This window comes from Lysinibacillus sp. FSL K6-0102, assembly GCF_038003545.1.
Classification (GTDB): domain Bacteria; phylum Bacillota; class Bacilli; order Bacillales_A; family Planococcaceae; genus Lysinibacillus; species Lysinibacillus capsici.
In genome coordinates this window covers 913239-929035 of sequence record NZ_JBBOPH010000001.1, presented here as the reverse complement: position 1 = coordinate 929035, position 15797 = coordinate 913239, and the positions used below count along the sequence as shown (strand labels likewise).

General features: G+C 37.3%; 14 protein-coding genes. 7 read left to right on the top strand and 7 right to left on the bottom strand.

Translation table 11 applies throughout. The features are described 5' to 3' along the window. Positions 1-65: 65 nt before the first annotated feature. Positions 66-1535, top strand: a complete 1470-nt coding sequence (locus NYE73_RS04285; protein WP_004224764.1) for an aminotransferase class I/II-fold pyridoxal phosphate-dependent enzyme — start codon at positions 66-68, stop codon at positions 1533-1535. Between the two features lie 261 nt (positions 1536-1796). Here the strand turns inward: NYE73_RS04285 and NYE73_RS04280 are convergent, their stop codons facing one another. Together NYE73_RS04280 and NYE73_RS04275 are read right to left on the bottom strand one after the other, a co-directional pair. Next, on the bottom strand, positions 1797-2474 hold the full coding sequence (locus tag NYE73_RS04280; protein ID WP_115673804.1) for an LrgB family protein: 678 nt from the start codon (positions 2472-2474) through the stop codon (positions 1797-1799). After that, a complete protein-coding gene (locus NYE73_RS04275; RefSeq protein WP_244205650.1) occupies positions 2467-2913 on the bottom strand; it encodes a CidA/LrgA family protein in 447 nt (148 codons plus the stop codon). Before NYE73_RS04275 ends, NYE73_RS04280 begins: the two co-directional genes overlap by 8 nt. Positions 2914-3203: 290 nt before the next feature. Between NYE73_RS04275 and NYE73_RS04270 the strand changes: the two genes are divergently transcribed. The 5 genes from NYE73_RS04270 to NYE73_RS04250 all read left to right on the top strand — a co-directional run bounded on the left by NYE73_RS04270 (position 3204) and on the right by NYE73_RS04250 (position 8794). Continuing rightward, positions 3204-4862 carry an ATP-binding protein gene (locus tag NYE73_RS04270; RefSeq protein ID WP_231595604.1) on the top strand — a complete coding sequence of 553 codons (1659 nt, stop codon included), beginning with the start codon at positions 3204-3206 and terminating at the stop codon, positions 4860-4862. Beyond that, a complete protein-coding gene (locus NYE73_RS04265) occupies positions 4849-5538 on the top strand; it encodes a response regulator (protein WP_048391939.1) in 690 nt (229 codons plus the stop codon). Before NYE73_RS04270 ends, NYE73_RS04265 begins: the two co-directional genes overlap by 14 nt. A gap of 125 nt (positions 5539-5663) precedes the next feature. After that, a complete protein-coding gene (locus NYE73_RS04260; RefSeq protein ID WP_259951002.1) occupies positions 5664-6683 on the top strand; it encodes a Bug family tripartite tricarboxylate transporter substrate binding protein in 1020 nt (339 codons plus the stop codon). Positions 6684-6775: 92 nt separating this feature from the next. Next, positions 6776-7252, top strand: a complete 477-nt coding sequence (locus NYE73_RS04255) for a tripartite tricarboxylate transporter TctB family protein (protein WP_054549838.1) — start codon at positions 6776-6778, stop codon at positions 7250-7252. A 15-nt stretch (positions 7253-7267) separates the two neighbouring features. After that, positions 7268-8794 carry a tripartite tricarboxylate transporter permease gene (locus NYE73_RS04250; RefSeq protein ID WP_048391942.1) on the top strand — a complete coding sequence of 509 codons (1527 nt, stop codon included), beginning with the start codon at positions 7268-7270 and terminating at the stop codon, positions 8792-8794. 52 nt (positions 8795-8846) lie between these two features. Here the strand turns inward: NYE73_RS04250 and NYE73_RS04245 are convergent, their stop codons facing one another. From NYE73_RS04245 to pdhA, 5 genes are all read right to left on the bottom strand, one after another. Further along, positions 8847-9629, bottom strand: coding sequence for an SDR family NAD(P)-dependent oxidoreductase (locus NYE73_RS04245; protein ID WP_259951003.1), 783 nt, complete (start codon positions 9627-9629; stop codon positions 8847-8849). Positions 9630-9903: 274 nt separating this feature from the next. Continuing rightward, complete coding sequence (gene lpdA, locus NYE73_RS04240) at positions 9904-11319, bottom strand: dihydrolipoyl dehydrogenase (RefSeq protein ID WP_004224738.1); 1416 nt, start codon at positions 11317-11319, stop codon at positions 9904-9906. Positions 11320-11324: 5 nt separating this feature from the next. Then, entirely contained in the window at positions 11325-12674 is a 1350-nt protein-coding gene (locus NYE73_RS04235) for a dihydrolipoamide acetyltransferase family protein (protein ID WP_048391944.1), read from the bottom strand. A 47-nt stretch (positions 12675-12721) separates the two neighbouring features. Continuing rightward, complete coding sequence (locus tag NYE73_RS04230; protein ID WP_004224734.1) at positions 12722-13699, bottom strand: alpha-ketoacid dehydrogenase subunit beta; 978 nt, start codon at positions 13697-13699, stop codon at positions 12722-12724. A gap of 3 nt (positions 13700-13702) precedes the next feature. Then, positions 13703-14818: a pyruvate dehydrogenase (acetyl-transferring) E1 component subunit alpha gene (pdhA, locus tag NYE73_RS04225; protein ID WP_004224731.1), complete on the bottom strand. Its 1116-nt coding sequence runs from the start codon at positions 14816-14818 to the stop codon at positions 13703-13705. Between the two features lie 394 nt (positions 14819-15212). Here pdhA and def point away from each other — a divergent pair, with 394 nt between their 5' ends. Continuing rightward, entirely contained in the window at positions 15213-15770 is a 558-nt protein-coding gene (def, locus tag NYE73_RS04220; protein WP_048391947.1) for a peptide deformylase, read from the top strand. Positions 15771-15797: the final 27 nt, after the last annotated feature.

Below are 15797 nucleotides of genomic sequence, written 5' to 3'. Positions count from 1 at the left end.
TCGTGTCGTTAGGTGCTATAATTCATTTGTTTTCTTAGATATTATAAAGTGAGGTGGTACCTGCGTTGTCACAATTAGAGACTCCATTGTTCGACGTATTATTAAAACATCGGAACAGACATCCCATTCAGTTCCATATTCCAGGCCATAAGAAAGGGCAAGGAATGGATCCTGCTTTCCGAGAATTCGTCGGCGACAACGTTTTATCAATTGATTTAATTAATATTGCTCCACTAGACGATTTACATTCACCAAAGGGTGCTATAAAAGAAGCGCAAAACTTAGCAGCTGAAGCCTTTGGTGCTGATCATACATTCTTTTCCGTTCAAGGTACTAGTGGCGCCATCATGACGATGATTCTGACCGTCGTCGGTCCAGGTGATAAAATTCTAGTGCCACGGAATGTTCATAAATCTATTATGTCGGCGATTGTATTCGCTGGTGCCATTCCAATTTTTATTCATCCTGAAGTTGACAGCGAATATGGGATTTCTCATGGCATATCCCCTGAAGCTGTTGAAAAAGCATTAAATGCTTACCCAGATACAAAGGCAGTACTTGTTATTAATCCAACATATTTTGGCTTTACAGCTGATTTAAAGCGTATTGTGGAGATTGCTCATGACCGTAATATTCCGGTAGTAGTAGATGAAGCACATGGTGTACACATAAAATTCCATGATGACCTTCCATATTCAGCTATGGAAGCAGGTGCTGACATGGCAGCAACAAGCGTTCATAAGCTTGGTGGCTCCATGACACAAACGTCTATTTTAAATGTACGTGAGGGTCTTGTTTCTGCAAAACGTGTACAAGCTGTATTTTCTATGTTAACAACTACATCGACATCCTATCCATTACTTGCTTCACTTGACACAGCTCGACGTCAGTTAGCCATTCATGGATACGATTTAATTGACGATGCATTACGTTTAGCAAAGGATGCTCGTAAACGCATCAATCAAATACCACATTTAAAGTGTGCAGGTAAGGAAAAGTTACATTCTTCTGCAACTTATGATATGGATCCATTAAAACTTCTGATTAGTGTGAAAGATTTAGGTATTTCTGGTCATCGAGCTGAGGAATGGTTGCGTTATAATGCCAATATTGAAGTCGAATTGTCTGACCTTTATAATATCTTATGTTTAGTGACTTTAGGAGATACAAAAAAGGAAATTAATCTTTTAATAAATGCGTTAACTCGTATGTCAAAAGCATTTGATTCTGAAGCGGCTATAACAGAGGCTTTGGTAAATGTGCCAGAAATTCCAGCTCTCGCCATGTCTCCGCGTGATGCTTTTTATGCAGATACAGAAGTCGTTCCTCTTGCAGAAGCAGATAACTGTATTTGTGCAGAATTTATTATGGTATATCCTCCTGGGATTCCTATTTTTATTCCCGGGGAAATAATTACTCAAGAAAATATTCATTATATTCAAATGAATATTGAAGCAGGTTTACCCGTTCAAGGACCAGAGGATACAACATTAAAAACAATTCGTGTAATCAAAGAACGTAAGCCAATTTTCTAAAAAATATAAGCTAGCTCTTCAATTTGAAGGGTTAGCTTTTATATTTATAAATACAGATGTGAGTATATATTCTTCTTGTTGAACACAACCAGAAAACATTCTCTCTATTACAAAATAGTTATAATAGAATATTATCTGAAGTTTTTTTCATTTCATTTTCACAATGAATAATTGCTTCTAGAAATAACCATTTATTTAAAACAAAAGGGTTGTTTCCTATCTTTTTTGAGACAGCTCCTTTTTCTATAAAGCACCATTCTATTATAAAAATAAATACACAAATAAAGGGCAGAAGAAGGCTCCGATAATAGCCGTTAAACCCATTGATAAGGAACCAACTGATAATTCCTGTTCCCCATATTCTCTTAATTTCACAAGACCTACCCCATGTGAGGCACTTCCTACTGCCACTCCCCTACTCACGGCAGAGTCAATTTTGCCATACTTAATGACTAACGGTCCGATAATGGCCCCTACAAACCCTGCAATCATGACGAAAACAGCCGTTAAAGGAGGAATGCCCCCAATCGTTTCGCTCACCTGCATTCCAACAGGCGTTGTTAACGATTTAGGTAAGGCTGTCAGCATCCAGCTAGGTTCTACACCGATCCATTTTAGTAACACAAAAATTGTCACTAAGCCTGTTATCATGCCGATTAGAAGTCCTGATAAAATAGAATACTTATATTTCATAATAATTGCTCGTTGATTATAGAGAGGATATGCAAGTGCCACAACAGCAGGCCCAAGCATTTTCTGAAGCCATTCCCCACCTTGCATATAAGTTGAATAAGGAATATCAAATACAAGTAAAATCATTGCACTGACAATCGTAGTCGTGACCAAGGGAATCATGATAGGATGGGGAAATCGTTGATAGAGCTTTGTAAATAAAATAAACATGATGATGGTGCTAAGGACAACCGTTACTTCAATCAACAGTTAATTCCCCCTTTCCTTCTTCCACAGTAGGCTTTGAGCTTTCTTTTTTGGCCAGTTCTCTTTTTTCAATGAGTTGTGTCAGCAATCCTGTTACATAAATAGAGATTAATGTACTAGCAATAACTGCTAAAATGATGAGCAGACCAGTGAATGTCATGAGCTCTGGATAATCAATAACACCTACAGTTGCTGGAATGAAAAACAACGTTAAGATGCCAATTAAAAAACCTGCTCCATCTTGTATATATTCGACCTTAATAATTTTAAAATTGAGTGAAAGTGCTAATAAAAGTAAGCCAATGACGCTTCCTGGAAGAGGTATGTGCAGATAAGAAACAATGCCAACCCCCATGTAATAGAAAATAGTAAGTATACCGATTTGCACAATAATCCGAACAGCTCGTAACAACAACGTAGCAAAATTTTCGTTCAACATTTCGCCACTTTTCACCCCCTATATCGTTCATTCTACATCTGTAGGAATTTTCTGTCTATTGTAATTTTAGAAAAATAATAATCAAATACAGAAATATCCAAGCAATTCTATGAAACAGTATTAAAAGTCCTATTCTACAAGAACTTCATGATTTAACTTTTTATCATTTTGACTTATCAACTTTTTTATATTGTGCCTATCCACTTCAAATCACTTTTTTAATGATCATCTAGCAAATTTCGAAATTTTTTTATATAATCGAAAATTACAAAAGATTACTAGTATTATCAATGACTAAAATTTCTAGAATAAACACAAAGGTGGGATTCACTATTTTCTTTAAAACATTAACACTCCAAGCCCGCTTTGCCTATTACAGCAGTTTTTTAATTTTTATTATTGTTATTTTAGCAGGCATCCTCTTTTATATGACCATATCTGATGCATTGCAAACACAAATTGGAAACCGGGCACTATATTTGGCGGAAACAACGGCTAGCAGGGGTGATGTAATTGAAGCGTTTCATACAAATAACCCTTCCGAAAGTCTGCAAAAAATTAGCAAAGAGATTATGCTTGCTGCAAAAGCTACTTATGTTGTAATAGGAGATAAAAATGGCATACGCTACACCCATCCTATCGCAGACCGTATTGGTAAATCGATGGTCGGAGATGATAATGACCGAGCATTAATCAACGGTGAGTCTTATATTTCCATTGCAAATGGTTCAATGGGACAATCCATTCGTGGGAAGGCACCTATCTTAGACTCAAATGGATCGATTATTGGTGTTGTTTCAATTGGTTACTTAACAAGTGAATTAGATCGCTTATATTTTTTATACCTTGATAATATTTTTTATACGATGGTTATTGCACTAGGCATTGGTATTATCGGCTCTATTTTTTTATCCCGAAACATTAAAAAGCAAATTTTTAATCTGGAGCCAAGTGAAATTGCCAGTCTATTAACAGAAAAAAATACTTTAATTGAATCAGTTCGTGAAGCTATTATTACGGTAAATCAGAAAGGTGAAATTACGACCCTAAACAATGCTGCCGCGAAAATCTTACATTTAACGGATTCAGCTTCTATCATGGGCGATAATATCGAACAGCATATACCAAACACACATCTGCTTAACGTATTAATGAAGGGTGAAAAACAACTTGATAAATTGATGATTGTTAATGGTCATGAAATTATTGTTAACCGTGTACCTATGAAGGTGAATGGTAAAGTTGTCGGCGCAGTTGCAAGTTTCCGATTACAATCAGAAATAGAACAAATGGCTATCGAATTATCACAAGTAAAGCAATATACGGAAGCTTTACGTGCTCAAACACATGAGTTTAATAATGTCCTTTACACAATATCAGGCCTTATTCAATTAAATGCATCTGATGAAGCACTATCTATTATTCATAAAGAGGTACAAGGACATTCTTCTCTAACCCAATTTATAACAAAGCGTGTAAAGGACCCATTTTTAAATGGTTTAATTATCGGATTTTTTAATCGTGCACGTGAATTAAAAATCAAGTTGATTTTTGATGAGGATAGTTATTTAGAAACATTCCCTGAAAGCATCGAAAAAAGCTTAATTATTTCTATTATGGGAAATTTATTAACCAATGCTTTTGAAGAGGTTGAAAAAAACAAAGAGCGACAACCAATTATTAGGCTTTTTATATTTGATAATGGAGAGGAAATCATCTTTGAGGTCGAGGACTCGGGACAAGGTTTTGCACAAGAAAAACTAGACGTGCTATTTTCAGAAAATATTTCTACGAAAGATAGTAAACATCGAGGCTATGGATTAAGGAAAGTCATTTCCAGTATCCATGATTTAAACGGTACTCTTGCTCTTGAAGAAGGAGATTTAGGAGGTGCCCTATTTATCGTATCTATTAGCAAAAGGGGGACTATGATCCATGAACAATATTGAAGTGCTAGTAATAGAAGATGATGTACGTGTAGCAGATGTACATTGTCGTTTTTTAGAAAAAATTGAAGGCTTTACAGTAATTGCACGGGCAAGTACGGGAGAAGAAGCTTTAGATTGGCTTCAATCATTTTCACCACACCTTATATTACTCGATGTCTTTTTGCCAGATATACTGGGAGTAGATTTAATTGATAAAATCCAAGAAGTGAGCCCAACAAGTAGTATTATTTTGATTACCGCAGCTACAGAGGCACATATAGTACAGAAAGCTTATCAGAAAAATGTTACTGATTACATTTTAAAGCCATTTACATTCGAACAGCTAAAAGAGAGTATAGAAAAATTCCGTTACAAGTATCTATTGCTGAAAAATAATGAGAAATTTACACATGAAAAAATTCAATACCTTTGGCCAAAAGCAGGTTCATCCCCCCTTCAAGAAACACCGTTATTATTACCAAAAGGGATAGATCCAACAACAATGAATCATGTTATCAACCATTTAAGTATAATGGAGAATGGTAGTACAGCTGAGCTGTTGGGAAAGAATATAGGTGTCAGCCGTTCCACCGCTCGTCGTTATTTAGAATTTTTAGTTACACAAAAGCAGGTCTATACCGAACTGACTTATGGTACAGTTGGGCGTCCTGAACGACGATACTTTATTTCCACATAAACTTTATGAACAAAATGATGTTAATCCACATTATTATCACAATATTTCCAAAATTGAGAAGTAAGTTATAGTATGGGTAGCGCTAAATTGATAGCGCTACCATTTTATTTTTAAGGGGGATTTTTATGTGGAGGAACATTTCTAAAATAATGGTAGCTGGCTTACTATTTACTAGTTTGGTTGGCTGTTCAGCATCAAATGGAGAAAAAAAAGAGGGAAAGAATGCCAGTGATTATCCGAAAAGTAATATTACCATTGTTGCTCCATCAGGTGCTGGTGGTGGCTGGGATTTAACGGCTCGTGCAGTAGCAAAAACAATGAGTGATACTGGGTTGATTGATAAGGCGATTCAAGTTGAGAATAAGCCAGGTGGTGGTGGTGCTGCCTTCATGGCAACATTTGCTACAAAGGAAGCCAATAATGATTATATATTAATGGTTAAATCACCACCGATCCTTATAAATCATGAAAAGGCTGAAGGAAATAGTAAATTTGGCTATAAGGATACTACACCTTTAGCACAATTAACACGTGACTATGGCGCAATCGTTGTTAGAAAGGATTCTCCTTTCCAAACGCTTGCAGATGTTTTAAATGCCATGAAAACTTCACCAAAAGATGTCACATTAGCAGGTGGGTCTGCACCAGGTTCGATGGATCATCTAGTAGGAATTATCCCGGCTTATAAAGCGGGGATTGACTTAAAAACAATTAAATATGTTTCTTATGATGGTGGCGGTGAGGCGGTTACAGCATTATTAGGTGGCAATGCAGATGTAATTGCAACAGATGCCTCCACAATTGCTACTTATGTTAAATCCGGAGATGTTCGTGTATTAGCTGTCAGTTCCTCTGAACGCTTAGAAGGTGAGCTAGCAGAGGTTCCTACTTTTAAAGAAGCCGGTATTGATGAGGAGTTTACAATTTGGCGTGGTATCTTTGGTCCAAAAAATATGAGTGAAGATGCGATTGCCTATTGGTCTGAAAAATTACAGGCAATGTCTGAATCAAAAGAATGGCAAGCTGAGGTGACACGTAATGGCTGGCAAGCAGAATACCGTAATGCGGAAGAATTTACAGCTTATCTAGACAGTCAAAATAAAATAATCATTGAACTACTAACAGCTCTTGGTATGCAAAAATAACGAATCGTTTTTTTAAAAAAGGCACAAGTATTTCCATTAAATATAGAACTACTTGTGTAACTTTATCTATTTTCAATGGAGGTGTAAAACGGTTGAGCTATACATTTGATAAAACATTTAGCATTACCCTCTTAGCACTTAGTATTTTGTTTATTTTTCAAGCAACACAGATTTCTGATAGTGCTTATGGGTCTACAGTTGGTCCCAAAATTTTTCCATTAGGTTTAGGTATTATTTTAGGTTTATTAAGTCTTCAATTATTTTATGAATCATGGAAAAAAGCTGTGAGAGAGCGAGTCACAGGAGGACCAACTACTTCTTCTAAAATATCTTCAACAGAGCTCAAAAAGTTCTTAATTATTTTAGGTAGCGCTCTTGCGTATGTATTTTTCCTTGAAAAAATTGGCTATATGATAACAACATTTTTATTTTTGTGTATTAGTTTCCAAACAATGGAACGTACTAAACTTATTTATTCAATTATTATTGCAGCTGGATTTTCACTGGGCGTCTATTATTTATTTACAAGTTTACTAGGAGGGTCATTGCCTAGTTTCCCAATTTTTTAGTACAGGAGTGAACATATGTCGACATTGCAATTTTTAGCTGATGGATTTGCAGTTGCCCTTCAATGGCAAAACCTTTTATTCGCTCTTGTTGGTGTCATAATTGGTACAGCAGTTGGTGTACTTCCAGGTATAGGTCCAATGAGTGGAGTTGCATTATTAATCCCCGTTACAGCAACCATTACAGCTGGACTACCTACTGAGGCTGCCGCTACCAGCTCAATTATTTTACTTGCAGGGGTATACTATGGGGCCATGTATGGTGGATCAACAACTTCCATTCTATTAAACACGCCTGGTGAATCCTCATCAGTTGTGACAACATTGGATGGCTATCAAATGGCTAAACAAGGTCGTGCTGGAAGTGCTCTTTCTATCGCGGCCATTGGCTCATTTTGTGCAGGCGTTGTAGCACTACTAGGTCTGATATTATTAGCTAATCCATTGTCAAAATTAGCACTTAAATTTGGACCCGCAGAATACTTTTCTTTGATGTTATTAGGACTTGCAGCAGTAAGTGGCCTAGCAGGACGTTCTATTACCAAAGCTTTAATTATGACTGTTTTAGGGCTTATGCTCGGAACAGTTGGTATTGATGCCGTATCAGGTATAGAACGTTTTACATTTGGTCAGCCAATGCTGTTCTCTGGCATTGAATTTTTAACCATCGCTGTTGGTTTATTTGCATTAGGCGAAGTATTTAAAACCATTCTTGAAAAAGAAGAAGAGGATGGTCAATTAGCCAAAATTAATCGTGTATTACCAACAAAGCAAGATTTAAAGGATAGTGCTGTTCCTATTGCTCGCGGCTCCTTATTAGGCTTTTTCATCGGCGTATTACCCGGCGCAGGCGCAACACTTGCCTCATTCTTTTCTTATATTACCGAGAAAAAATTCAGTAAAACACCCGAGCAATTTGGAAAAGGTCATATTGCGGGTGTAGCTGGACCTGAATCAGCGAACAATGCTGCATCAGGCGGTGCAATGATCCCATTACTAACTTTAGGAATTCCCGGCTCAGGTACTACTGCTATTTTAATGGGTGCACTTATTATGTATAATATTCAGCCAGGTCCATTATTATTTGATGAACATCCTCAAGTTGCTTGGGGATTAATTGCCAGTATGTTTATTGGAAATTTAATGTTATTAGCATTAAATATGCCTTTGGTCCGCATTTTTGCCAAAATCATCGAAACACCTAAAAAATATTTATTGCCTATTATTATTGCAATTTCAATTTTTGGAGTTTATGCCGTACAATTCGCCACGTTTGATTTATTTTTATTAGTAGCTTGTGGTGTACTTGGTTATCTATTTGCTAAAAATGATTACCCAGTAGCTCCATTAGTACTTGCATTAGTACTAGGGCCGATGATTGAAAATAATATGCGCCGTGCATTAACCATTTCGAATGGAGACTTTTCTATTTTTATAACAAAGCCTTTATCATTACTATTTTTAGTGGTTGCCATTTCTTGGTTACTTATACCACTGATTATGAAAATACGTGGTAAAAATGTACTTATTAATGAAGAAGGATAAATATTCTTAAAAATCCACTATACTTCTATTAGTATAGTGGATTTTTACTATTCTATAATGCGTGACCAGAGCCACCATCAATATTAACAGCTGTACCTGTAACATAGCTCGCCGCATCAGATACTAAAAAAGTGATAACGTTTGCTGCTTCTTGCGTATCACCTACACGACCCAGCGGAATTGCTTGCCCCACTTTACGAGAATATTCTTCCCACGATAAATTTGGTTCTTCCTTTTTCCATTTCTTTTCGATTTGATCACTACGAATAAGTCCTATACATACAGAATTTACTCGAATATTATCCTTCCCTAAATCCTTGCTCATCGCTTTTGTCAAGGCAAGCCCCGCAGCACGGCTTACAGTAGTTGGAAGTGAACTTGCAGGTGGAGTTTTAGCCATCACGGCAGTCACATTAACGATTGCACCGCCCCCAGCCTTTCGCATATATGGAGCAGCATATTTTGAACAATGAATAGCTCCAAATACCTTTAAATCTAAATCTGCCTGCCACAGCTCACTACTCACCGTTTCAAAGGAATTCGCTGAAGCTGTACCAGCATTATTAATAAGAATATCCACACATCCAAAATGCTCTACAGTACGCTCAATGAGATACTTACAATCTTTTTCTTTTGTAATGTCAGTTGGAACAATTAATACATCTACGCCTGTTTCATTTTTTATGCATCCTGCAGCCACTTGCAGTTGTTTTTCACCACGAGCGCAAAGTACAACCTGTGCACCCTCTTTAACAAGCTGCATGGCTGTATAATAGCCAATTCCTTTACTCGATCCTGTTATAATTGCTACTTTCCCCGTTAAATTAAGCTCCATTATTAAATCCTCCCTTACTTTCTACAATGCTATCATTATAGCATTTATCGATTATTCAGAATAATCAAAGGAGCTTGTAAAAGGTAGAAATACGATTTAAAAGCTATAATAATTGAATATTTTCCATGAGGAGCTACTTATTACTTATCATTATCATTCAAGCCTGTTACGGGAAAAAGCTAATAGAAAAATTAATTGTTCATATAAAACATTGGCTAAAAAAAAGAGTGTAGATAAGCGAATGTCTCGCTTTATCTACACTCCTTTATTCAAATTATTTTTTCGCTACAATGTGGATTGGGTTGCCAAGTAATACTTCAGCAGTTTCCATTGTAATTTCACCTAATGTTGGGTGAGCGTGAATTGTTAATGCGATATCCTCAGCAGTCATGCCGCCTTCAATTGCTAGGCCCATTTCAGCGATCATATCAGATGCACCAGCACCTACGATTTGAGCACCAATTAATAAGCCGTCTTCTTTACGAGCAACAAGTTTCACGAAACCTTCTGATTGGTTTAATGCAAGAGCACGACCATTTGCTGCGAATGGGAATTTCGCTGCAGTGTATTCAATGCCTTCAGCTTTTGCTTGTTCTTCGTTGTAACCAACTGTCGCCATTTCTGGATCTGTGAAACATACAGCTGGCACAGCAAGATAATCAACTACTGATTTTTCACCCGCAATTGCTTCAGCAGCAACTTTACCTTCGTAAGATGCTTTATGTGCAAGTTGTGGACCTGCTACGATATCACCGATTGCATAGATGTTTGGAATATTTGTACGACATTGTTTGTCAACATTGATTAGACCACGTTCACCGAATTCAACTCCGATTTCAGCAAGGCCCATTTCATCTGTATTTGGACGACGTCCTACAGTAACTAATACGTAATCAGCTTCAACTTTTTTCTCTTCTCCGCCTACTTCATAAGTTACTACTACGCCGTTTTCAGTTTCTTCTACGCCTTTTGCAGATGCGTTAACTTCAATTTCAACGCCTTTCTTTTTAAGGCCTTTTTTCACGATTTGCGTCATTTGTTTTTCGAAGCCAGCTAAAATATCTTTTCCGCCTTCAATAATTGTTACTTGAGAGCCAAGGTTCGCATAAGCTGATCCAAGCTCAGTACCAATATAACCGCCACCGATAACAACTAATTTACCAGGTACTTCTTGTAGAGAAAGTGCACCAGTAGAATTTAATACACGATCAGTGAATTTGAATGTTGGAATTTCAACTGGACGAGAACCTGTTGCAATAATGACATTGTTAAATGTGTAAGTTTGAGCAGATTCACCATTGATGATACGCACTGAATGAGCGTCAACGAAATAAGCTTCACCTTGTACAATTTCAACTTTGTTACCTTTAAGTAAGCCTTCAACACCGCCAGTTAATTTCTTAACAACGCTGTCTTTAAATGCTTGTGCTTTTGAGAAGTCTAATTTCACATCAGAAGCGATGATTCCCATGTCATCTGAATGTTTAGCTTGCTCAAAACGGTGACCTACTGAAATTAATGCTTTTGATGGGATACAACCTACGTTTAAGCACACTCCACCAAGTACATTTTTTTCAACGATTGTTACTTTTTGGCCAGTTTGAGCTGCACGAATTGCTGCTACATATCCTCCAGGACCTGAACCAATGACAAGAGTATCTGTTTCGATTGGGAAATCTCCTACTACCATTTTTGTTACGCCTCCATTAATAATAATTCTGGCTCACTTAACAAACGCTTTAAATGATTTAAAGCATTTTGCGCAGTGGCTCCATCGATCATACGATGATCAAAGCTCAATGATAATGCTAACACAGGTGCGGCTACAATTTCACCATTTTTTATTACAGGTTTTTCTGAAATTCGACCAATACCTAGAATTGCTACTTCAGGATGGTTAATAACTGGTGTAAACCATTGTCCTCCTGCAGAGCCAATATTCGTAATGGACATGGAAGCACCTTTCATTTCATGTGGTGCTAGCTTACCTTCACGGGCTTTTGTCGCTAATTCATTAATTTCATTAGACACTGCAAATACAGATTTACGATCTGCATGCTTAATAACTGGTACTAGTAAGCCTCTTTCAGTATCTGCTGCAATACCAATGTTATAGTAATGCTTTTGGATAATTTCTTGTGTTGCATCATCTAAAGAGCGATTAAATTCTGGGAACTCGCGTAAAGTTGAAATAAGTGCTTTCACTACATATGGTAAGTATGTTAATTTAACACCTTTTTCGGCAGCGATATCTTTGAATTTTTTACGATGTGCTACAAGAGCTGTTACATCGACTTCATCCATTAGTGTAACATGAGGAGCCGTTTGTTTCGAGTGTACCATTGCTTTTGCAATCGCTTTTCGAATACCTGACATTTTTTCACGAGTCTCTGGGAAATCCCCCTCAAGAACTACTGGTGCTGCTGGTGTAGACGTTTCTTGTTGAACTGTATCTTCTGATGTTTCGATATTTGCAGTTTCAGCCTCTACAGTGCCGCCACCTTTTAAGAAGTTTTCAATATCTTCTTTAAGGATTCGACCGTTTTTGCCTGTACCCTTCACTTCACGAATATTTACATCGTTATCACGGGCAAATTTACGTACAGAAGGCATTGCGATCACACGTTTTGTTTCATCAACTACTGTCTCCACTTTTTCTGGAGCTTTTTCAGGAGCTTTTTCTGGTGCCTTTTCCTCTTTAGTAGGAGCTTTTTCTACGTTCTGACCAGATTCAGCAGTTGCTTGAACTTGTGCCTCTGTTTTTGCTTCGGCATGATCGTCACCTTTTAGCTTTAAGTCTTCATAGCCAGGTGCGTCTAATCGGATTAAAACATCGCCAACTACAGCAACTGTTCCTTCTCCTACTAAAACTTCCTCTACTGTTCCTTCAACTGGTGAAGGGATTTCTACTACTGCTTTATCATTTTGTACTTCACAAAGAATATCGTCTTCTTTTACTGTATCTCCAGCTTTAACGAACCATTTCACAATCTCGCCTTCGTGAATACCCTCGCCAATATCCGGTAATCTGAATTCAAATGCCATGTGTACCCATCCTTTCTATTTACTGTTGTTCAAGTTTAGAAGCTTTATTAGAATGTTAAAACTTTTTTCGCTGTTTCCATTACATCTTTGTAGTTTGGTAACCAAACACCTTCAGCTTGTGGGAATGGGTACACAGTATCTGGTGCAGCCACACGAAGAACAGGAGCCTCTAAGCTTAGAATTGCACGCTCTGTAATTTCTGCTACTACGTTCGCAGCGATACCTGCTTGTTTTTGAGCTTCTTGGACAACGATTGCACGACCTGTTTTTTCAACAGATGCGATAATTGTTTCCACATCGATTGGTTGAATTGTACGTAAGTCAATTACTTCTACAGAATGTCCTTCTTTTTCAAGTTCTTCTGCAGCCTTTAAGCTTTCATGAACCATTAAACCGTAAGCAACAATTGTTAAATCAGTACCTTCACGTTTTACATCCGCTTTTCCTAGTGGAATTTCGTATGCTTCCTCAGGCACTTCTTCACGGAATGAACGGTATAGCTTTAAATGCTCTAAGAAAATAACTGGGTTGTCATTACGAATAGAAGAAATAAGTAAACCTTTTGCATCATATGGTGTTGATGGAACAACAACTGTTAATCCTGGTTGTGCTGTCATTAAGCTTTCTAAGCTATCTGAGTGCATTTCAGGTGTGTGCACACCACCACCAAATGGTGAACGGATTGTTACTGGAGCATTGTAGACGCCACCACTACGGTAGCTCATACGTGCTAGCTGGCCACTAATTGAATCCATTACTTCATAAACGAAACCAAAGAATTGAATTTCAGGAACTGGACGGAATCCTTGAAGAGAAAGGCCAACTGCTAAGCCACCAATACCTGATTCTGCTAATGGTGTATCAAATACGCGGTCAACCCCAAATTCTTTTTGTAGGCCTTCTGTCGCGCGGAATACCCCACCGTTGACACCTACATCTTCCCCGAATACAAGAACGTTTTCATCATTCTTTAATTCTGTGCGAAGTGCATCTGTAATTGCTTGAATCATCGTCATTTGTGCCATAGGTTATTTCGACTCCTTCTCTTTATAGATTTCATACTGTTCTTTTAGATTAGATGGCATTTCGCCTTTATACATATTTTCCATTAATTCTGTTACTTTTTGTTTTGGAGCAGCATCTGCTTTTTTGATTGCTTCTTTAATTTCTTCTTTTGCTCGCTCAATAACTGCTTCTTCTTTTTTCTCATCCCATATACCTTTTGCTTCTAGGTATTTACGGAAGCGAACTAGAGGATCTTTTTGAGCCCATTCATTATCTGTATCAGAAGTACGGTAACGAGTTGGGTCATCCCCAGCCATTGTATGAGGTCCATAACGGTAACACATTGTTTCAATTAATGTTGGGCCTTCACCATTAACCGCGCGCTCACGAGCATCACGAGTTGCTACATAAACTGCAAGCGCATCCATTCCATCTACTAAAATACTTGGTAATCCTGCTGCTACACCTTTTTGTGCAATTGTTTTAGCAGCTGTTTGCAATTCACGAGGTGTTGAGATTGCATATTGGTTATTTTGTACGATGAAGATTGCTGGAGATTTAAATGCACCTGCAAAGTTAATGCCTTCATAGAAGTCTCCCTGAGAAGAACCACCGTCACCAGTATAAGTTACTGCAACAGCTTTTTTCCCGCGTTTTTTAATACCAAGTGCTACCCCAGCAGCTTGAATATATTGTGCTCCAATAATAATTTGTGGAGCTAAAACGTTTACACCTTCAGGAACCTGATTCCCCATGAAGTGACCACGTGAGAATAAAAATGCTTTTTCAAGAGGTAAGCCATGCCATACAATTTGAGGTACATCACGGTAACCTGGTAAAATCCAATCTTCTTGTTCTAATGCAAAGTGAGAAGCAAGTTGTGAAGCTTCTTGACCAGCAGTCGGTGCATAGAAGCCTAAACGTCCTTGACGATTTAATGAGATTGAACGTTGATCTAAAATACGTGTGTAAACCATACGTGTCATTAACTCAACTAGTTCCTCATCTGATAATTTCGGATCTGCCTCTTTATTTATAATTTCGCCTTCTTCATTCAAAATTTGAAACATTTCAAACTTATCTTCGATTTCAGTTAGCGTTTGTTTAGCATCAAAAATATTATTGTTTTTCTTGCTCATTTGTCACATCTCCCTTTCAGCTGTATTAAAATAAATCACCTTTTTAACTAGTACAACTTATTCTTGACACTCAGTATACTGAATAAAATACTGTCGGTCAATCATCTATTACTGCTATATACAAAGATTTTTTCTAGAATAACAATCAAACACCGCTGTCCTATACTGTATTACTAATATTCAAATTCTGTATTACAACACCTTACTCACACCATACAACTCTTACGTTTTCCAACAGGTTTTCCCCTAGTAGAATACCCCATTCTCGAAAATCTAATAGCATTAGAAAAATTTTTTGAGTATATTCAAATAAGGACTTTTTTCATGGGATTGTACGAAAACGTGATGTATACTTATTAGTAAGCACTACAAAGTTGAAAGGAAGATTACTATTATGATTTTAATGGATGATATTATCCGCGAAGGTCATCCGACTTTACGCACAAAAGCAGAGGAAGTTAAATTCCCTTTAACTGAAGAAACAAGAAAGCTTGCTGAGGATATGCTTCAATATTTAATCAACAGCCAAGATCCTGAAATGGCAGAAAAATATAATTTGCGTAGTGGCATTGGTTTGGCTGCCAATCAGGTAAATAGCTTACAGCGTATGTTTGCTCTTCATTTAAAAGATGAGGCTGGTGAACAATTAAGCTTTGTAGCCATAAATCCAAAGATCGTTAGCCATTCTGTTGAAAACACATACCTATCAGCAGGAGAAGGATGTCTTTCTGTTGACCGTAATATCCCTGGGTATGTACCTCGCCATGCACGCATCACAGTAAAATTTAAAACAATTGATGGTGAAGAGAAAAAAATGCGCCTTAAGGGCTTGCCAGCTATTGCCTTTCAGCATGAATTAGATCATCTAAATGGCATTATGTTTTATGACCGTATTAATGAAAAGAATCCATTTGCGGAAATACCAGATTCAATCCCATATGAGCGCGACTAAAAACAACCTCGGCAGTTTATTACTTCT